We start from the raw sequence: 19,045 nt of genomic DNA, 5'->3' as shown, positions 1-19,045 counted from the left end.
CGTGGCTCCTGATCATGGAGCGATCAGAGCAGGGTGATTGGCTCAGTGAGTGCGGTCAGTTGACTGCAGCGAAGAACTCCTTGCTGCCGACGGGGTCGGGCTTCATGGTCTTCTCACCCGGGGTCCAGTTGGCAGGGCAGACCTCATCGGGGTTGGCCTGGACGTACTGGAAGGCCTGGAGGACCCGCAGGGTCTCATCGACACTGCGACCCACCGGGAGGTTGTTGATTGTGCTGTGCATGATCACGCCTTCCGGGTCGATGATGAACAGGCCGCGCAGAGCAACGCCGGCCTCCTCATCGAGCACGTTGTAAGACGAAGCGATCTCCTTTTTGAGGTCAGACACCAGGGGGTAGGCGATATCGCCGATGCCACCCTGCTTGCGATCGGTCTGAATCCAGGCCAGGTGAGAGAACTCGCTGTCGACCGACACGCCCAGCACCTCAGTGTTGCGGCTGGTGAAATCGGCGTAGCGGTCGCTGAAGGCGATGATCTCCGTGGGGCAGACGAAGGTGAAGTCGAGGGGATAGAAGAAGAGCACCACGTACTTGCCGCGGTACTGGGAGAGGGAAACCGTCTGGAACTCCTGGTCCACCACAGCGGTGGCCGTGAAATCAGGGGCCTGCAGACCGACGAGCCGGGACATGCGTGAGGAAGGGGGGTGACGGACGGAATCGCAGGCGGGCTGTCCGAACTCGGACCGACTACCACTTGCGCATGCAACAATTTATCACGGAACCCTGGCAGCAATGGCCCCTAAGATGAAGGAGGCGACGACGGCTGAAGCCGCGACCCCATCCACAGCTTTTTTATGATGTCCTGGGACCCCGTCCTGCTGCGCAAGTACAACAACACGGGGCACTTCCGTCTGCTCAATCAGCTTCGCAATGAGCTGAAAACCAGCCCGCTCAACCGGGAGGAACCCGGCGACGAGGACGGCGGAGGCCGCTCACGCACCGGCACCCTGGTGCGCGCGGTGGATGTGCGGCCCAAGGTCTATGGGCGCGCTCGGCGCTATGCCGGGCCGGCTCCGGCACCCAATCTCCCCCCGGCAGCACCCGGCGGCGAAGGGGGATCCAGCGGTTCCGCCAGCTTCCGCGAGCGCCTCAACGCCATCGAGATGCGCTGAAAAGCCCCTGAAGGGAACGAGCCCAACCCCCGCGAAGGCCAACCAGGCTGAAGAAGGGTGGGTGGAGTGGATTGGCGCTGATTCGCCACAATGGCTCGGGGGAGACTTGAACTCCCGACCTTGGGGTTATGAATCCCACGCTCTAACCAGCTGAGCTACCGAGCCGCGTTGTAAGGACTTTAAACGATCGACCCCCCTCTCCCAGCAAGGAGAGAGGGGGGTGACCAAGATGGAGATCAGGCTCTGCCGGGGAGGAATTGAAGCGGGTTTGCAGCGCCACGGCCAGGGGGGTGGATCTCGAAGTGGAGATGCGGACCCGTGCTGCGCCCGGTGCTGCCCATTTCGGAGATCTTGGTGCCCTGGGCCACCTGCTGGCCCACCCTCACCAGCACACGACTGTTGTGGCCGTAGAGGGATTTGCTGCCATCCGGGTGCTGGATCTCCACCAGGTAGCCATAGCCCCCGCTGTGCCAGCCCGCATAGGACACCTGACCACCCTGGGCCGCCACGATCGGAGTTCCGACGTTGCTGGCGATGTCGATGCCTTTGTGCATCCGGCCCCAGCGCCAGCCATAGCCGGAGCTGAACACACCACGGGCCGGCCAGATCCAACCACGTCCGATCTGGTTCGGCGGCTTGGGCTTCTCGCCAGGGCGGTTGAAACCGGGAAGATCAGGCCAGCTCAGCCCGCCACTGCCCGTGGGCTTGAGCCCCAGCACCATGCGAGAGCGGGTGGGACGGGCCCGGGCCACCCTGATCTGACTGCCTTCCACCAGGCGGGCGGCCTCAAGACCAGGGTTGAGCCGAAGCAGGTCCTGGATACTGAGCCTGTAGCGCTGGGCCAGCTTCACGAGGTTGTCTCCGAAGCGCACCACACCGGTGCCCTCCACTGGCGGGGGCTCGCTCAGCGGAGCCGAGCGGCGGAGTTGGCTGGTATCGAGGGAAGCGAGCTGTTTGGCCGCCGAGGCTTTCTGGGAGGGAAGCACCACCCAGTCACCCGGGCTGAAGCCGTGGTCTTCATTGACATCGTTGAGCTTGGCCAGGGGGGTTTCCTGAACCCGCAACTGGCTGGCCAGCTCCTCAAGGGTGATGTCGCTGCGAATGCGAACCCAGAGCTTGTCGCGGAACGAAGCCGGCAGGGAGGCCAGCAGCTGGTGTTCGCCGGACAGCGAAGGTTCGACCTCCAACCGCTCAGGCATCGTTTCGAAACCTGGGCGGCGCGCGTCGGCGATGCCGGGGATAGCTCCGACAGCCACAAGCGAGAGAACCGGCATGGCTCCCAGCAGCGGCAGGATCAGATGCGAAGGCTTCATAGAGAATTTCACCCGTCGGACAAGGCCCGGTGGAGAAGCCACCATCCCCGAGCCGCGCCGAGGGTAGCGGCCTGAACCATCCGGCACAACCCTCTGGGGCCAGCCCTCTGATCGTCAGGCACGATCTGGGCAGCGTCTGATCGCTCAGTCGCTGGCCTCCAACTGGCGCAGGGCCTCAAACAGCACCACCGCGACCGACACCGAGAGGTTCAGGCTGCGCACCCCACCGCCGCGGCGCACGGAGCCTGGCATCGGAATCGTCAGCCGCTGGTCGGCCTGCTCGAGCAGCTCCGGCGGCAGGCCATCACTCTCCCGGCCGAACAGGAGCCAGTCATCGCTGCGGTAGGTCCAGTGCTGATAGGGCTGATCAGCCTGGCTGCTCAACGCCAGCAGACGTCCTCCCCGCCGGGTCCGCTCGGCGAGCAGGGCCTCGAAGCCTGGATGGATGTGCAGGGGCACCCATGGCCAGTAGTCGAGCCCCGCTCGCTTGAGCTGCCGGTCATCGAGGCTGAACCCCAACGGTTCGATCAGGTGAAGCTCGGCGCCGGTGGCGGCACAGGTGCGCGCCACATTGCCTGTGTTGGGCGGAATCTGAGGCTGAAACAGCACCACCCGGGGAAGGGCGCTCACAGTCCCGGCACCGGCTGGCTGAGAGTTCTCAGATCCAGTGCACGGCCCTGGATCACCAGCCAGCTGGCCTGGGCCAGGGGCTGCAGGCGCTGCTGCAGCCGGCCCAGGCGATCGCGGAAGCGGCCGCCTATCGCCGTGGCGGGCACCACGCCCCAGCCGGTCTCCTCTGTGACGATCAGCAGGGGAGCCCGGCAGCTCAGCAGAGCCTGCAGCAGCGCATCCTGCCTCTGCTCCCAGGCCTCGCCGTCGAGATCGAGGTGGTGAGCCAGCCAGGTGCCGAGAGAGTCGATCAGCAGCTGGTGATCGGCTGGCGCTCGCGCCAGGGCCGACTCCAGCTCCCCTTCCACCTCCCAGGTGGTCCAGGTTCTGGGGCGACGACGCTGGTGCAGCTGGAGGCGATGCTGCCAGGCCTGATCGTCCGGAGCCAGGGCTCCGGTGGCGATGTAAAGGACAGAGCGTCCACTTTGCGCCGCCAGGTGCTCGGCCCAGCGGCTCTTGCCACTGCGGCTGGGGCCGCTCACCAGAGTCAACCCCGCAACCGGTCGCCGCTCAACCACCCCCATTCATGTTGCGCAGGGTGGCCACGGAGGAGGGCGAAACACGGTTGAGATACCTGAAGATCCAATACTTGAAGATGGTTGCCAGAATCACCGGAAATGTGGCGATGAACAAAAGAATGAAATTCTGCCGCTGGGGAAGTCCCAGGTGGTTGGCCACACCATCCAGCAGAACAGTCCAACCCTCAGGGCTGTGGAATCCAACAAAGATGTCCGTGAACAGAATGATGGCGAAAGCCTTGGCACTGTCGCTCAGGCCATAGACAGCTTCATCCAGGAAGCCCCGCAAGACCCGGATCTCCTCCTGGCCGAACACACAGACGAGCACGAAGCCCAACAGGGCCACCCCATCGGAGATCACGTTCTTGATCGCGCGGGTGCTCTGACGGTCGGCCTCATCCTTGAGCTCGGCAGCACGGGTCGCCAGGGCCTGATGCAGCTCCTCATTGGTGGGCAGCACACTGCCTTTGAGCAGAGCATCAAACTCAATCTCGGCTTTGTAGATGCGCAGTTTCTCCACCGCCTCCTCCTCCAACTGCGGTTTGGTGTAGCTCAGGAAGGGCACATGGGGCGCAAAGCGATCCACCAACGGAGAGATCACGAAGGAGCGGCTGGCCTGCTGCATCAGCAGAGGAACCAGCACCAGCAACAGGAGAACGCGGAGGGACACCAGCGTGGAATCCCGCCGGCGCCGGAAACCCGCCACAACGCTGGCCTCGGCTTCCGGGTCCAGTTGCTGACGCACCCGCTCCACAGCCCCCATCAGACTGCGGGGCAACAGCTCGGGGGTGCGGCTCAGGCTGGCGGCGCCGGAGCGTGAGTTGTAGCGGGCTTCGACTGACTCGATCAGCTGGAGTTGACGCTGCTGCTGGGAATCCAGCTCGTGCCGGCGAGGCTGGATCTCCTCGATGCTCTCGCGACACACCTGCAAGGCCGCACGAAAGCGGCGCAGCATCTGACTGCGCACCTGGCGGGGCACACTCAGCTCGAGATCGGTTCGAACCGGACGATCGGCAAAGAACTCGATCTCGATGCTCTGAATCAGCAGGGCAGCCTCATAGGCACGCTCCAGCCGATGGACGAGATCGCTCGAGCGTGCCTTGCCGAAGGCACCCATCCAATTGCGCAGCGCCATCGGTGATCAGCGTGAGAAAACCCACCAGGTGAGCATCGGCACGATGGTGCCCACCACCAGCAGCACGATCACCCACTGGAAGCCGTTGCCCGCAGCGGTTTCCTCCCGAGTGGGGATGTTGCTCACCACAGGAGCGGCCGTCTCTTCCAGAGGGGGGCCAGGATCCTCCCCGCCCTGCAGGACCGTGTTCAGACGGGCTATGGCGTCGAGAGAGGCCTGGCGATAGCGGGTTCCCAGCCGCAGGGGAACCGCCATGGTGCTGTCGGCGGTGTCCCGCAGCAGCGAAGCCGGCAGTTGCTCCAGCAGCTCGGTGCTGGCGACAACAGCCGCCGTGTTGGTCTGAGCGTCGATCAGCAGCAGCAGGTCACCCCCGGAGCTGGGCTCCGCTCCCGACCAGGCCTGCAGGAGCTGCTGACCGAGAGAGTCGAGTTGCAGGCCGTAGTCGAGACGGGGCACAGTGAGCAACCTCGCCTGAACGTGGCCACTCTCCAGCTCGGCCAGGCGACGCTCCAGCTCGGCCGAAGTGGCGCGACTGAACAGTCCTGCCGTATCGATCAGATGCTGTGAGGCCGGTGGCGCCGGCAGATCTCCGACTCCCACAGCCCAGGTTGCCGGGACCAGCACCAGCAGGGGGATGACCAGGGCGGTGAACAGAGCCAGCACTCGGGGCAGCAGACGCACGGGAACCTGGAGATGAATCGTTGCCCCACAGTTTGCCCTCAGCTGGACAGGCTGTCGCGGTTGAGAGCCTCAATCGCTGCGAGAATCTGCCCGGCCTTCCCTCCAGGCAAGGCGAGCTGAACCGCCAGGCTCTGCAGGAACACCTGCTCGCTGGCCTGGACGACCCGATCGCTGTGAACCAGCTGGGCCGCCACCGCCAGGGCCGTTTCCCGCTGTTCGGTGTTCAGCACGGGGACCGCGGCAGTGACGAGAGCCTCAAGCCCCCCCTGGCGCAGGGCAGCCAGAAGGGAATCGAACAGTTCCGCAATGGCGAGGTCTGTGAGGTCAGCGTAGGGGGTCCGGTGCTCCAGCAGGCCCCGCAGGGCCTTGGCCTCATCGCGGCCCAGCGTCCCATCACAGGCCACGGCGGCCAGGGCGATGGCGGCGAAGGCCTTGCTGGCTTCCATGGCGGGAGATCGGAACTGCTCCCCATTCCAGCAACCCATGGCCAGGGAGGGCCCGCCGGAGACTGGAATCCGTGTCAGCGTTCACGCCAACGTCGTGGACACCGTGACCACCATGCCCACCCCGGCCCGTTTCACCCTGGCGGCAGGGCTGCTGGGGCTCGGGCTCTGTCTGCTCAATCAGCTCACGGCGCCAGAGCTGAATCCGGCCCTGGAGCGTGCCGGGGTGCTGGCGAGCCTGATGGCGGTCGGTCTGATGCTGGTGGCGGTGCTCTGGACCAGGGCCCTGCCCATCGCCCCCGAGCGCGTGGAGCTGGAGGGGGAGCAGGGGCTGGAGCTCGCCGCCGAGCTGCCGGAGGAGTTGAGCCTGGAGCTGGCCTGGGGGAGCCGCCTGCTGCTCACCGCCACTCCTGCCGCCAGCCTGCTGATCCACTGGCAGGGCAGGACCCTGCTACGGCGTGGTCTGCTGGGCCACACGCCTTTCGATCCAGGGGAGATCTGCGGCAGAGCCACGGCCAACGGCCGCGCGGTCTCGCTGGTGAACCTGAAGCTCTACCCCGGCCGTGAGGAATTCAGCTGCCTGCCGGTGGGCACACCGGCGGTGCTGGTCCAGCCGATCGGCAGCCAGGGCTGGCTGCTGGCGGGAGGCTGGTCGCCCCGCTGCTTCAGTCGCAGCGATGAACTCTGGATCGAGGGGTGGGCCGAAAAGCTCAGAACGTCACTGGAGCGGGCTGACGTCGCTCTTTCGAGGGGGGAGGCACTTTCAGCTCCGAAAACACCCGCCCCCCCGGGGTCGTGAACTCGGCCAGTCCCTTGGGGCCCACCTTCCCGAACAGCTGCTCACTGCGCGTGATCTGCTGGTTCTGATCCCGCTCCAGCTGAACGCTTCCCCGCGCCTGGATGTCCTGGGTGTCCCAGTTCCAGCGGCATTCCCTGGCCTGAAGCCGTTCACCAGGCTGGCGAAGGCGACAACCGCTGGGGATGATCGCCGTTTTCTCTGCCAGCACCAGCCGCAGGGAGTCGCCCGCCACGTTCAGCTGATCGACCACGCCGGTGAAGGGGAGAGCGGTGCTGAGGACCTGGTCCTTGGCATTCCAGCGGGTGCGCTGGGCGTCAAGCACGGCCTTGCGGGAGGGGTCCGTGAAGCGCACCGGCGCGAGCAGATCCACCACTTCCTGGCGGGTGTTCCCCTGCAGCGACGATCCCGTGACCGTCTGGACAATGCCCTTCTCAGCGGCGGGCCGCCGCTCCCCCTTCACCGGACCCGCCGCCACCAGAGCGCCGGTGTTGGCCTGCCAGTCAGCCCGGCTCGCGCGCAGATCCAGCTCTGGTTGCTGCACGCGGGTCTTGCCGCGCAACTCCAGCTTGTCCTTGTCGAGCAGGAACCGGGCCGTGGTGGCACTCAGGCGGCTCTGACGTTCGGTGAGCACGGGGCGCCGGTCGATCTCCATCAGCTGCCGGCCGGGCGTCCAGCGCACCCGATCCCCACTGATCACCGAGCCCCTGGGACCCAGCACCAGGATCCGCACCTTCCCTTCCAGCTGGATCACCTCACCATCGTTGATCACCAGGCCGCTGGTGGCCTCCACCTTGTACCGCGGCTTGCCGCCGACGTAGATCACGCCCCGGGGATCCGTGGCGCGGGCGATGCGCCGCTGCAGGTCGTAGCGGGCCTGCGGGCTGGTGAGCTCCCAGGCCGGGCGACCCTGACCATCCTGCTGGCGCAGGTTGAGCGAGCGGAACACGAAGGGCTGGGGCTCCTTGGGCTTGATCGGTTGGCGCGTGCAGCCCAGCAGGGCCACCAGAGGCAATCCGAAGATCAGGGCGCGGACCGGGGGGGCCTTCACAGCGGTCCATCCAGTTCCAGCCTGGCCATCACAGGCTCCGGCTCGGGGAGGGGAGTGCCGGCGATCAATCCCCCCCAGCCCAGGCGCTGCTGCCACGGGGCGGGACCGCCAGGACCAGGGCCTGGAGCTCCGAGAGAGGAATCACTGGGGGCCGGGGGCTGGTTGAGCTGAAGCAGCATGCGGGTGGAGAGATCGGGCAGGATCGGCGCCAGCAGCAAGGCCACCAGCCGGGCGGCCTCCAGCACCGCATAGAGGTCGTCAGCCACCTGCTGCCGCTGGCCCTCCTGCTTCATCCGGCTCCAGGGGGCCTGGTCGTTGAGGTAGCCATTGGCGCTGATGGCGAGCTGCAGGGAGGCTGCGGCGGCCTGACGGAAATCAAGCCGTTCCAGTCCCTCGATCACCTGCTGCCGGGCTGTGTCCGCCGCCAGGGCCAGGGGATGGCTCCCGTCGAGCCCATCACTGGGTGGCGGAACCGCCTGATCGAACCAACGCCTGGCCATTGAGGAGGTGCGGTTGAGCAGGTTGCCGATGGTGTTGGCCAGATCGTTGTTGACCAGATCGCTGAAGCGCTGCTGCTGCACATCGCCGTCGTCGCCGAAGGGAATGTCGCGAAGCAGGTACCAGCGCACGGCATCGGGACCGCAGCGCTCCAGCAGCTCACCAGGATCAAGCACGTTGCCCAGGGATTTGCCCATCTTCTGCCCCTCCCGGGTGAGAAAGCCGTGCCCGAAGACCCGCTCGGGCAGCTCAAGACCTGCCGAGAGCAGCATCGCCGGCCAGTAGACCGCGTGAAAGCGAAGAATGTCCTTGCCGATCACGTGGATGCTTGCCGGCCAGCCCCGCTGGCTGAGGAGCCCCAGGTCGGGCGGATCGCCCGGCTCCAGCAGAGCGGTGAGATAGCCGAGCAGGGCGTCGAACCATACATAGAACGTGTGGCCGTCGTGGCCGGGAACGGGAATTCCCCAGGGCAGATCCAGCCGGGAGATGGAGAAATCGCGCAGCCCCTGGGCCACGAAGTTCTCCACTTCGCGGCGGCGGCCGGCAGGAGCGATGAAGCCCGGTCGCTGGATCAGCTCCTCGATGGCCTGCTGGTAGCGGGAGAGCCTGAAAAAGAGGTTGAGCTCATCGCGCCACTCCAGGGGTCGCTGGTGGGTGCCGCACTGGGGCGCTCGGGCCTCGGGGGGATCCTCCTTGAACTCTTCACAGGCCACGCAGTACCAGCCCCTCTGGCGCCCTTCCACCACATCGCCGGAGGCTTCAACCCGCCGGAAGAACTGCTCCACCAGCAGACGGTGGCGCGGCTCACTGGTGCGGATGAAGCGGTCGTGGCTGATCTGCCAGCGGTCCCACAGGGCCCTGTACTGATCACTCACCTGGTCGCAGTGGGCCTGGGGGGTGAGACCGGCCGCCTGGGCGGTGCGCTGGATCTTGAGACCGTGCTCATCACAGCCGGTGATGAACAGCACCGATCGGCCCATCAGGCGCTGGAAGCGGGCCAGCGCATCGCAGGCCAGCGTGGTGTAGGCGCTGCCGAGATGGGGCTTGTCGTTGACGTAATAGAGCGGAGTGGTGAGGGTGTAAGTCATCGGCGGTGGTGAAGGGCCCGCTGCGCCGCCAGAGCGGCCCTGCGCCGGGGCCGGATCCTACCGAGTGCCATCCCAGCCCATCCTCAGGGGGGTGCGGGCGGATCGGCACAATCGAGGTCGTGGAGTCGGCCACCCCGATGCGAGCACGAGACGATCAGGCGGCCGTGGTGGTCTGGGGTGGCGGCAGTGGCGGAGTGGCGGCCGCCCTGCAGGCCGCCCGTGGCGGCGCCGACACGCTCCTGCTCACACCAGGACCCTGGCTGGGGGGCATGGTGAGCGCGGCGGGGGTCTGTGCGCCCGATGGCAACGAACTCAGCCCCTGGCAGAGCGGACTCTGGGGCGCCCTGCTGCGCGCCCTGCAGCGGGAGGAGCCCGAAGGTCTCGATCACAACTGGGTGAGTTGTTTCGGCTGGAGGCCAGCCAGCGCCGAGCGGGTGCTGCGGCGCTGGCTGGCTGCCGAACCGCGGTTGCGCTGGTGGAGCGGCTGCCGTCTGAGGCAGCTGGAGCGCACCGGCTCACGGCTGACGGCGATGGAGCTGGATCACCAGGGCGAGCTGGTGCGCCTGAGCCTGCAGCTGGTCATCGACGGCAGCGATCGCGGGGATCTGCTGCCGCACGCGGGCGTGCCTTTTCATCTGGGCTGGGACGCCAGCGACGACTGGGGGGAACCCAGCGCACCCACCCGCAAGCGGCTGAACACCGATCCGTTCTTCCAGCACCAGCCGGTGCAGTCCCCCACCTGGGTGGTGCTGGCCCAGGAGTCGAAGGGGCCCTGTCCAGGCGGGAGCACTCCTGCGGCCCCGTTCGAGCGGGCCACCGAGGCATTCGGACTGGAGCGCACCCTCAGCTACGGACGCCTGCCCGGTGGGTTGGTGATGCTCAACTGGCCACTGCACGGCAACGACTGGCACGACGGCCTGGAGCGGGCCTTCAGCCCTGATCTCACCGCCCAGGCGGAGCTGGCGCGAGCCATGCAGCAGCACAGCCTGGCGTTTCTCGGCGCCCTGGGGGAAGCCTCCGGCGGCTGGCTGCAACCCGCCGGTGTGTTTCCCGAGGCCCCCGGGGGAGGCTCAGCGCTGGGAGGACCATCGCCCCTGGCCCTGATGCCCTACTGGCGCGAGGGCCGGCGGCTGGTGGGCCACCGCCTGGTGCTGGAGCAGGATCTGCTGCCCCTGGCGCCTGCCGGGCTCAGAGGCACCCCCGACGACGACGGGGCCTGGATCGGGCCGATCCCCTTCGATGGGGAGGGTCGCTGCAGCTCGATCGCAGTGGGCAACTACGCCAACGATCACCACTACCCTGGCGACGACTGGCCTCTGGCCCCCAAGAGCTGCCGCTGGGGTGGCCGCTGGAGCGGTACGCCGTTCATGGTTCCCTACGGAGCCCTGGTGAGCGCCGATCTCGACAACCTGCTGGCGGCCGACAAGGCCATCAGCTGCAGCCACATGGCCAATGGCGCCACCCGGCTGCAGCCACTGATCCTGAACATCGGCCAGGCCGCCGGGGCGGCGGCGGCCCTCTGCTCAGGCTCCGGCACGGTTCCGGCCACCCTCGACGTCCGTCATCTGCAGGAGGCACTGATCAGCGACCCCCTGGCACCGGCCGGGCCGATGCCCCTCTGGGACACCCCCTGGCATCACCCGGACTGGCAGCGGCGCCAGCGGCGCGCCCTGCTGGATCCAGCGCTGCTGCAGCCGCGGGGGACCCTGGCGGCAAGCGAGCCAGCCAGCCCCTTCCAGGCCCCGGAGGAACCCCATGAGCGGGTCTTCGATGGCACCCTCGTGCCCGATGGAGACGGTGGGTACACCCTTGAAAGCGAACACCGCGCCTGGCCGCTGATCAGCCTTGAGCCTGGCCTGCACCACTGGCTGCAACAACAGGAGGCTCCCAGGCCGGTGCGCCTGATCGGCGTTGCCAATCCCTGGGGGCCCTGGCTGCGGGTGTCGCGGCTGGAGGCTTGATCGGTGCAGGCTCAGCGGGCCTCCAGCCGCAGCAGATCCGAGAGGGAATCCACCTGCTGGACCTGAACCGTGAGTGCATCCCCCGGCTGACACAGCTCCGGTGCCCGCACGGCCTGGTCCATCGCCAGTGACTCCAGGTGAACCAGGGCCAGGCGGTCCTGCTGGCGCAACCAGCGCAGAAAGACAGCGGGCCAACGCTCGCCGCGATGCTGCTCGAACCAGACCTGCTGCCAGTGGCGCTGATCCTCACGGCTGATCTGGATGCCTTCGCGAATCACCGGATCAAGCTCCTCCAGAAGCTCCCCCATCCGGGCGGCGTCGAGGGGCTGATCGCCGGTGAGGGTGGCGGCCAGCTGGCGCTGGGCCACCAGATCGGCGTAGCGGCGGATCGGCGAGGTGGCCTGCACATAAGACGGCAGCCCCAGGCTGAAATGGGGGCTCACTGCTGCGCTCGTGCAGCCGCGGCTGAGGCAGCGGCGCAGGGCCGCATGGCGGACAGGCCCCTCCTGGAGACTCTGCAACTCACTCTCGGGTGGCAACTCGCTCACCGGTTGGCCGCGAAAGGGCATGGCCAGGCCGAGGTCGACGGCATGGGCAGCCACCACAGAACCGGTGAGGATCATCGCTTCGGCCACCAGGGCCCGAGCCGGCGAGGGATCGGTGATCTCCAGTTCAGCGTGCTCGTCGCGGCAGAGAATCCGTCCCTCGCTCTGCTCCATCGAGAGGGCCCCGCGGGCCTCCCGCCAACGGCGACGGCACTCCAGCAGCCCCTGCAGCTTGGCCAGGTCGGGCTCCTCGGGCGGAGCCATGTCGATCAGGGCATCAGCATCGCCGTAGGTGAGGCGGTAGGTGGGGCGGATCCAGCTGCGCAGCAGCTCGTGGCTGGCCACGCTGCCATCCTCCGCCAGCTCGACCGCGCAGCTCCAGGCGGCACAGCGATGCCCCTGGCGCAGGCTGAAGGGACCCACCGCCAGGGCCAGGGGGAACATCGGCACCACCCCTGAGGCCAGATAGAGGCTGGTGCCACGGCGCCGGGCCTCCAGATCGAGGGGGGAGCCGCTGGCCACCAGGCGGCCGGGATCGGCGATGTGAACCCACAGCCGCAGGCCGCCCCCCGCCAGGGGCTCCAGCGACACGGCGTCATCGATTTCCTCGGTGTCGGCGTCATCGATGGTGTAACTGCGCAGGGCGGTGAGATCCCGCCGGGTCTCATCGCCGGGTTGATCCTGCTCGGCCTGAGCCAGCAGGCCCTCGGCGTCCTCCAGCAGGGCCGGCGTGAACCCCTGGTCCCAGACGCTGCTGCGCAGAGAAGGCAAGGCATGGGGCTGCCACTGGCCCAGGTCCACCAGCAGACGGCGCACCGGTCCTGGTTCGGCGGCGCACTGGGCCTGCTGCAGGCCGCGACGCAGCTCCGGATCGGACAACGCCTCGATCTCACCGCCGGCGAAGGCCAGCAACTGCTGCAACTGCTCAACCTGGGCGGGGGCGAGATCGGAGGTCTCCAGAGGCGTGCGTTGACGCAGCAGGGCGTGCCACTGCTGCACCCGTCGCTGCTCGAGCGCCTGTCGGTGACGGTCGTGACGGAGCTGGCGGAGATCACGCAGGGAACGGGGATGCACCCGGCCCTGGCGCCAGCGAAACAGGTGCTGCTCTGGCTGGTGCAGCCAGCACCAGCAGGCGGCCCGGGCTGCCGGACTGTCGCCGCCGGCCACCAGTTCGGTGAACTCCGCCAGGCTGACCCCCTCCTCGGGTGGCGCCTCCACCAGCAACAGCCAGGCGGCACCGAGATCGTGGCGACCGGGGGAAGCGGAAGCCAGGACCGATGGCTCCAGCAGCCAGGGGGATTGATCCAGACGGACTGGCGGCTCATGCACTCCCGGCAGGGGGGCCACCAGATCCAGCTGTCGCAGGGGGACGTTCTGGGAACGGGCGTCCCAGCCCGCCCTGAGACGGACACGGCTGCCGTTGATGGCTTCGATCAGAGCCAGTTCCGGCCCCTTCGAGCCGATCAGACCGACGAGATCACCCGGTTGCAAACGCCATGCTCCTCAGGGGCAGGGAAAGGGCGGCTCAGCCTTCGGGGTTCACGAAGGGGAGCAGGGCCACGATCCGGGCCCGTTTGACGGCGTTGGTCAGGTCCCGCTGCTGCTTGGCGGTGAGACCGGACAGACGGCGGGGAAGGATCTTGCCGCGCTCTGTGATGAATTTCTTGAGCAGATCGATGTCCTTGTAGTCGATCGGATCACCGGGCTTGATCGGTGAGAGGCGCTTCTTGAAAAAAGAACTGGACATGGGTGGACGAAAACGGACAGGGGACGGAAGGACGAGCTGCTGGGGTCAGCGCCGACGGCGACGACCCGGGGACCTCACTTGATCTCTTTGTGGACCGTGCTCTTGTTGCAGTGAGGGCAGAACTTCTTCAGCTCCAGCCGTTCAGTGGTGTTGCGGCGGTTCTTCTCTGAGGGGTAACGGGACACCCCAGGAGAGCGCTTGGCGGGATTGGACCGGCATTCGGTGCACTCGAGAGTGATCACGATCCGGACGCCCTTGTTCTTGGCCATGGGAAGGACGTGCGCCGCTAGATGCGAGGCGTAATGACAATCCGACACCCTACCCTCCCGGGCTCCGGCATTCCGATCCTTAGGATCTGGGCCTTGATCGATGCAGGCGGATGCGGGTCTCGCTCCAGTGGTTGCGGGAACTGGTCTCCTGCGATGGTCCGGTTCAGGAGCTCGCCGAGCGCCTGTCCATCGCCGGCTTCGAGGTGGAGGCGATCGACGACCTCGCCAGCCAGGCCGAGGGCGTGGTGGTGGGCTACGTGGAAGACAGGCAGCCCCACCCCGATGCCGATCGGCTGAGCGTCTGCCAGCTGCGGGTGGGACCGGCCAGCTCCGGCGAGCCCTGCTTGCAGGTGGTCTGCGGGGCCGCCAATGTGCGTGCCGGCATGCATGTCCCGGTGGCCCTGGTGGGTGCTCATCTCAGCGCCGTGGATCTGACCATTCAGGCCAGCGAATTGCGGGGTGTGACCAGCACCGGCATGATCTGCTCCCTCAAGGAGCTGGGCCTGGCCGACAGCTCAGACGGCATCGCCGTACTCGATGAACTCCTGGAGGCCGTGCCGCCCGTGGGCACGCCTGTGGCGGCCTCTCTGGGCCTCGATGACCAGGTGCTGGAGCTGGCGATCACCGCCAACCGCCCCGACGGACTCTCGATGCTGGGCATCGCCCGGGAGGTGGCGGCCCTCACCGGTGGCCGGCTCAGCCTGCCGCCCGCCGCGCCGGTGATCCCCGCTGAGCCCCTGCCCGTGGGAGAGGCCAGCGCCGCTGCGATCGAAGCTGGCGGCCTGTTCAGCCTCACCGCCCTCACGGGTGTGCGGGTGGAGCCCTCGCCACCCTGGTTGCAGCGTCGCCTGGAGCGGGCCGGTCTGAGGCCGATCAACAACGTGGTCGACATCACCAACCTGGTGATGCTGGAAACCGGGCAGCCCCTGCATGCCTTCGATCAAGGACGCCTGGCAGCCCTGGGGGGCAAGCCGGCGGACCCGGCGGCCCTCGGCCTTCGCCCCGCCCGGGCTGGCGAGAGCTTCGACGCCCTCGATGGCTCCAGCCATGCGCTCAGCCCCGAAGCGCTTGTCGTGACCTATGGGGATCGGCCGATCGCCCTGGCCGGGGTGATCGGTGGCGCCGAGACAGCGGTGCATCCCGGCAGCGACGCCCTCTGGCTGGAGGCGGCCATGTTCAGCGCCGAGGCCGTGCGCCGCAGTGCCCGCAGCGTGGGCCTGCGCACCGACGCCAGCGCCCGCTTCGAGAAAGGCCTGCCGAGTGAAGTCACGCTGACGGCCGCCGACCGGGCGGTGCAGCTGCTCCAGGAGCTGGCGGGAGCCCGGGTGGAAGGTCGCTGGCTGCACCGGCGTCCCCACCAACCGGCGCCACCCCTTCAGCTGCGGCGCGATGCCCTGCACAATCTGCTTGGTCCGGTGCTGATGGACGGCCTGCAGGAGGATCTGCCCGACGGTCGTATCGAGCAGACCCTCACCGCCCTGGGCTGCAGCCTCGTGGCGGAGAGTGAGGGCTGGCTGGTGACGGTGCCCCCATCCCGCTCCATGGACCTCACCCGGGAGGTGGATCTGATCGAGGAAGTGGCCCGGCTGGTGGGCTACGACCACTTTGCCAGTCACCTTCCCGACCCGATCGAGCCGGGGGGGCTCGAGGCCGGGCAACAGGCGGAGCGGTGGTTGCGCCAGGCGCTCTGCCACGCCGGGCTGCAGGAAACCTGCGCGTTCTCCCTGGTGCCAGCCCAGGGATTGATGGATCATCCTCCGCGGCTGGGCCTCACCAATCCCCTGCTCACCGACTACGGCCACCTGCGCGACAGCCTGCTGGATGAATTGCTGCTGGCGGCACGGCGCAACCTGCAGGCCTCGATGCCGGGTTTCTGGGCCTTCGAGATCGGACGGGTCTTCCAGGTCGAGGGGGAGAGCCTCAAGGAGCAGGCCGAGCTGGCCGGGGTGATCTGCGGCGAGCGACGCTCGGAGCTCTGGAGCAGCGGCGGCAAAGGGCGCAGCCTCGACTACTTCGAAGCCCGCGGCATGCTGCAACAGGCCCTCGCCGCCCTGAAGTTGCCTTGCGAGGACCGGCCAAGCGGTGATCACCCCCTGCTGCACCCAGGCCGCTCGGCGGAGCTGCTGGTGGAGGGCCGGGTTGCCGGCTGGTTCGGTCAGCTGCATCCCCAGCGGGCGGAAGACCTCGATCTGCCGGAGGCCACCCACCTGTTCCAGCTCGCCCTATCTCCCCTGATCAGTGCCGCCACCCGGCGCAACCGCTGGCAGCCGGCCTTCACTCCCTTCGCCACCGTGCCGGCCTCAGAGCGCGACCTGGCCCTGGTGGTTCCCGATACGGTCACCGCCGCCCAGCTGCTGAGCGCGATCCGCAAGGCGGGCAAACCATTGCTGGAGAGAGCGGAACTGATCGATCGCTACCAGGGCAGCCAGGTGGAGGCGGGCAGCGCCAGCCAGGCCTTCCGCCTGCGCTACCGCGACGCCCGCCGCACCCTCACCGAAACGGAGGTGGAGCAGGCCCACACCAAGATCCTGGGGGCCCTCCAGAAGCAGTTCGGGGCTGCCAGACGCTCCTAGGGCTGTGAGGCCCGCGCCGCCCGGAGCTCAGCCGGTCGGTGTCTCCCAGGTTCGCTCCAGCACGGCCAGGGCTTCCACATGCTGGGTCTGGGGGAAGAAGTCGATGGGCTGAACCCGCTGCAGGCGCATGGTTCCCGCTGCCGTGAGCCGGGCCAGATCCCTCGCCAGGGTGGCAGGGTTGCAGCTCAGGTAGGCCACCCGCTCGGGTGGCGAAGCCAGAATCGCTTCGCAGACCCGCTCCGGCAGACCCTTGCGCGGCGGATCCAGCAGCAAGCCATGGGCGCCCTCGAGGGCTTCAGGCAAGGCCAGGGCCACATCGGCAGCCTCGACGGTCAGGCCATTGAGGCCGTTGAGACCGGCATTAAGCCGGGCCTGCTCCACGCTGGAGGGCTGCTGCTCGAGACCCAGCACCCGGGCGCCGGCGGCGGCCAGGGGCAGGCTGAAGGTGCCGATCCCGCAGTAGGCATCCACGAGGTTGCGGCCAGGGGACGGGCGAAGGACCTCGATCAGCAGGGGCACCAACCGCTCGGCCTGGGCGGTGTGAACCTGGAAGAAGGTGTCGGGCCCGATCCGGAGCTCAAGACCGGCGAAGCGGTCGTTCAACCATGGGCGGCCCGCCACGACCACCGTGCGCGGCCCCATCAGGGTGTTGGTGGGCAGGGGCTGGATGTTCAGACCGACGCCCACCAGCTCCGGCCAGCGCTCCATCCAGATCTCCGCCATCGCCGCCAGATCGGGCAGATCGCTGTGGCTGCTGATCAGGGTGAGCAGCACTTCACCGGTGTGGTGCCCGACCCGCAGGGCCAGGTGGCGCAGCCCCCCCCCTTCGCTGAGATCCACATCCACCGGCCAGTCGCTCTGCTCGAGATCACGCTTGAGGGGGGCGATCAGGCGATCGATGCGGGGATCGAGAACCGGGCAGCGGTTCATGTTCACGATCCGGTGGGTGCCGCTGCGGTAGAAGCCGGCCCTCAGCTGACCATCAGGGCAGCGTTCCAGGGGAATCGTGGTGCGGTTGCGGTAGCCCAGGGGGGTGTCCGAGGCCAGGATCGGCTCCACCGCGAGGCCCTGGCCGCCGATGCGGCGCAGGGCCTGCTGAACCAGATCCTGCTTCCAGATCAACTGGGCCTGGTCCTGGAGGTGCTGGACCCCGCAGCCTCCGCAATCCGAGGCAAGGATGCAGGGTGGCTGGCGCCGCTCCGGGGCATCGTTGCGCCGCTCAAGGGGATGAGCCACCAGATGGCGCTGGGCCCTGTGGTGCACCCTGGCCAGCACCCGCTCCCCAGGCAGGGCCTCGGGGACGAAGACCACCAGGTCGCGACCTGACTCCTCGCTCGAGCTGATGCGTGCCACCCCCTGGCCGTGATGGTTGAGGCCGGAAATGCACAGATCCAGGTCCGTACCTGGGACCGGCAGGGGAAGTCCCATCTGGATCGGAGCGCCTTGGACGTTGAGCAAACCCTAGATGCAAAGGGGCGTTACATCTGAAGACGTCCTCCGGCGCGGAGCATCACGGCTCGATAAAGTCATCAGGCGCCTGGTGTCCTTGATGAGCGTCGTTCGGGATCTGATCCTCCAAGCCGATGATCAGTTGCGGTATCCCAGCGGCGGAGAACTCCGCTCGATGGCGCAGTACCTCTCTGGAGGCCCCCAGCGCATCCGCGTGGCCCGCGCCCTCGCCGAGAACGAGAAAAAAATCGTCGATGAGGCGGCGCGCCTGCTGTTCTCACGAAAGCCTGAATACGTGGCCCAGGGCGGCAATGCCTACGGCCAGAAGCAACGGGCCCAGTGCCTGCGTGATTTCAGCTGGTACCTGCGCCTGGTTACCTACGGAGTTCTGGCAGGCAGCACCGAGAAGATCCAGGAGATCGGTCTCAACGGAGCCCGCGAGATGTACAACAGCCTCGGAGTGCCCATGGCGGGCATGGTCGAGAGCATGCGCACCCTCAAGGAGGCCTCCCTGGCCCTGCTCTCCACTGATGATGCCGCCAGCGCTGCCCCTTACTTCGACTACCTGATCCAGGGCATGCAGACCCTGGGCTGAGCCAGACCTTGCCCCCTGCTCACGCACCAGCGGAAGCGCTGCTCAACCAGCGGCCAGGGGGCTGATCCCAAAAGCCCTTGCATCCGTGGCCCAATGAATTGGCGATGGACTGGAGCAGCCACGAGGCCCTTGGCCGAGCCTGCCAGGGGACTCACTTGTGTCTTGGCACAGAACTAGATGTGTGTCTCACGTGAGACCCCTGAACTCACAGGATGACCTGACCTGGCGGCAGCCGGAAGCCTGCGTTGAGCGAAGACCTAGGGGCCCAGGCCAGTACCACCCCTCGCCACCCCGACATCGGACGATCTGACAGCGATCAGCGCAGGCCAGACACGCTTGAGGCCAGAGCGTTGAGAGCGTCTCAATCAAGACTTCCACTGCGTCCAGAGTAGAGACACGGTCGAGACCATTGCACAATTCCAGCCCGGCGCCCTCTCGGAAGCGACGGACAAGTCCCTGATGGCTTCGGCTGCATCGAACGGCATCCGCTGGCTCGGGTAGCGGATGAGAGGCCGGATCACCAAGGCAGGGTGCTCAGGCAAGACCAGACTCTGGACTCAGCGCAGGTCTCATAAAGGACTGCTC

Annotated in this window: 18 protein-coding genes and 1 tRNA gene; 5 read left to right on the top strand and 14 right to left on the bottom strand. The window is 67.4% G+C overall.

What is annotated here, in order from left to right; all coding sequences use genetic code 11:
- Positions 1-55: 55 nt before the first annotated feature.
- Positions 56-646, bottom strand: coding sequence for a peroxiredoxin (locus FPZ61_RS02430; RefSeq protein ID WP_185464547.1), 591 nt, complete (start codon positions 644-646; stop codon positions 56-58).
- Between the two features lie 168 nt (positions 647-814).
- On the opposite strand from FPZ61_RS02430, the gene FPZ61_RS02425 reads away from it, so the two are divergent.
- Positions 815-1,129: a hypothetical protein gene (locus FPZ61_RS02425; protein ID WP_185464714.1), complete on the top strand. Its 315-nt coding sequence runs from the start codon at positions 815-817 to the stop codon at positions 1,127-1,129.
- A gap of 91 nt (positions 1,130-1,220) precedes the next feature.
- On the opposite strand, the gene FPZ61_RS02420 is transcribed toward FPZ61_RS02425, so the two are convergent.
- The 7 genes from FPZ61_RS02420 to FPZ61_RS02390 form a co-directional block, all read right to left on the bottom strand.
- A tRNA-Met gene (locus FPZ61_RS02420) sits at positions 1,221-1,294 on the bottom strand.
- Positions 1,295-1,365: 71 nt separating this feature from the next.
- Entirely contained in the window at positions 1,366-2,442 is a 1,077-nt protein-coding gene (locus tag FPZ61_RS02415; protein ID WP_185464548.1) for a M23 family metallopeptidase, read from the bottom strand.
- A gap of 144 nt (positions 2,443-2,586) precedes the next feature.
- The gene (locus FPZ61_RS02410) at positions 2,587-3,072 is read right to left on the bottom strand and encodes a tRNA (cytidine(34)-2'-O)-methyltransferase (protein WP_185464549.1); all 486 of its coding nucleotides are present in this window, start codon (positions 3,070-3,072) and stop codon (positions 2,587-2,589) included.
- Complete coding sequence (gene cobU, locus FPZ61_RS02405) at positions 3,069-3,593, bottom strand: bifunctional adenosylcobinamide kinase/adenosylcobinamide-phosphate guanylyltransferase (protein WP_370593328.1); 525 nt, start codon at positions 3,591-3,593, stop codon at positions 3,069-3,071. The genes FPZ61_RS02410 and cobU overlap by 4 nt, the downstream gene beginning before the upstream one ends.
- A gap of 28 nt (positions 3,594-3,621) precedes the next feature.
- Positions 3,622-4,764, bottom strand: coding sequence for a proton extrusion protein PcxA (gene pxcA / locus FPZ61_RS02400; RefSeq protein WP_185464551.1), 1,143 nt, complete (start codon positions 4,762-4,764; stop codon positions 3,622-3,624).
- Between the two features lie 6 nt (positions 4,765-4,770).
- The gene (gene psb32, locus FPZ61_RS02395; protein WP_370593329.1) at positions 4,771-5,445 is read right to left on the bottom strand and encodes a photosystem II repair protein Psb32; all 675 of its coding nucleotides are present in this window, start codon (positions 5,443-5,445) and stop codon (positions 4,771-4,773) included.
- Positions 5,446-5,483: 38 nt separating this feature from the next.
- Positions 5,484-5,891, bottom strand: a complete 408-nt coding sequence (locus tag FPZ61_RS02390) for a tellurite resistance TerB family protein (RefSeq protein WP_185464552.1) — start codon at positions 5,889-5,891, stop codon at positions 5,484-5,486.
- Between the two features lie 94 nt (positions 5,892-5,985).
- Between FPZ61_RS02390 and FPZ61_RS02385 the strand changes: the two genes are divergently transcribed.
- Positions 5,986-6,687 carry a cofactor assembly of complex C subunit B gene (locus FPZ61_RS02385; RefSeq protein ID WP_370594260.1) on the top strand — a complete coding sequence of 234 codons (702 nt, stop codon included), beginning with the start codon at positions 5,986-5,988 and terminating at the stop codon, positions 6,685-6,687.
- Here FPZ61_RS02385 and lptC read toward each other — a convergent pair.
- Together lptC and metG are read right to left on the bottom strand one after the other, a co-directional pair.
- On the bottom strand, positions 6,599-7,735 hold the full coding sequence (gene lptC / locus FPZ61_RS02380; RefSeq protein ID WP_185474732.1) for an LPS export ABC transporter periplasmic protein LptC: 1,137 nt from the start codon (positions 7,733-7,735) through the stop codon (positions 6,599-6,601). The genes FPZ61_RS02385 and lptC overlap by 89 nt on opposite strands.
- The gene (gene metG, locus FPZ61_RS02375) at positions 7,732-9,321 is read right to left on the bottom strand and encodes a methionine--tRNA ligase (protein ID WP_185464554.1); all 1,590 of its coding nucleotides are present in this window, start codon (positions 9,319-9,321) and stop codon (positions 7,732-7,734) included. Before metG ends, lptC begins: the two co-directional genes overlap by 4 nt.
- A gap of 137 nt (positions 9,322-9,458) precedes the next feature.
- Between metG and FPZ61_RS02370 the strand changes: the two genes are divergently transcribed.
- On the top strand, positions 9,459-11,282 hold the full coding sequence (locus FPZ61_RS02370) for an FAD-dependent oxidoreductase (RefSeq protein WP_185464555.1): 1,824 nt from the start codon (positions 9,459-9,461) through the stop codon (positions 11,280-11,282).
- 11 nt (positions 11,283-11,293) lie between these two features.
- Here FPZ61_RS02370 and FPZ61_RS02365 read toward each other — a convergent pair whose 3' ends face one another.
- The 3 genes from FPZ61_RS02365 to rpmG all read right to left on the bottom strand — a co-directional run bounded on the left by FPZ61_RS02365 (position 11,294) and on the right by rpmG (position 13,843).
- On the bottom strand, positions 11,294-13,318 hold the full coding sequence (locus tag FPZ61_RS02365) for a ribonuclease catalytic domain-containing protein (protein ID WP_185464556.1): 2,025 nt from the start codon (positions 13,316-13,318) through the stop codon (positions 11,294-11,296).
- A 34-nt stretch (positions 13,319-13,352) separates the two neighbouring features.
- Positions 13,353-13,574 carry a 30S ribosomal protein S18 gene (gene rpsR, locus FPZ61_RS02360; protein WP_185464557.1) on the bottom strand — a complete coding sequence of 74 codons (222 nt, stop codon included), beginning with the start codon at positions 13,572-13,574 and terminating at the stop codon, positions 13,353-13,355.
- A 74-nt stretch (positions 13,575-13,648) separates the two neighbouring features.
- Positions 13,649-13,843, bottom strand: coding sequence for a 50S ribosomal protein L33 (gene rpmG / locus FPZ61_RS02355; protein WP_185474731.1), 195 nt, complete (start codon positions 13,841-13,843; stop codon positions 13,649-13,651).
- Positions 13,844-13,953: 110 nt separating this feature from the next.
- On the opposite strand from rpmG, the gene pheT reads away from it, so the two are divergent.
- Positions 13,954-16,416, top strand: a complete 2,463-nt coding sequence (gene pheT, locus FPZ61_RS02350; RefSeq protein ID WP_185464559.1) for a phenylalanine--tRNA ligase subunit beta — start codon at positions 13,954-13,956, stop codon at positions 16,414-16,416.
- Between the two features lie 27 nt (positions 16,417-16,443).
- On the opposite strand, the gene rlmD is transcribed toward pheT, so the two are convergent.
- Positions 16,444-17,844, bottom strand: a complete 1,401-nt coding sequence (gene rlmD / locus FPZ61_RS02345) for a 23S rRNA (uracil(1939)-C(5))-methyltransferase RlmD (RefSeq protein WP_185464560.1) — start codon at positions 17,842-17,844, stop codon at positions 16,444-16,446.
- A 121-nt stretch (positions 17,845-17,965) separates the two neighbouring features.
- Here rlmD and apcD point away from each other — a divergent pair, with 121 nt between their 5' ends.
- The gene (apcD, locus tag FPZ61_RS02340; protein ID WP_185464561.1) at positions 17,966-18,460 is read left to right on the top strand and encodes an allophycocyanin subunit alpha-B; all 495 of its coding nucleotides are present in this window, start codon (positions 17,966-17,968) and stop codon (positions 18,458-18,460) included.
- Positions 18,461-19,045: the final 585 nt, after the last annotated feature.

It is taken from the genome of Synechococcus sp. BSA11S (genome assembly GCF_014224355.1).
In the GTDB taxonomy this organism is placed as follows: domain Bacteria; phylum Cyanobacteriota; class Cyanobacteriia; order PCC-6307; family Cyanobiaceae; genus Regnicoccus_A.
Note: the sequence above shows the minus strand (reverse complement) of the source record. Positions and strands in the feature narration are given on the sequence as shown.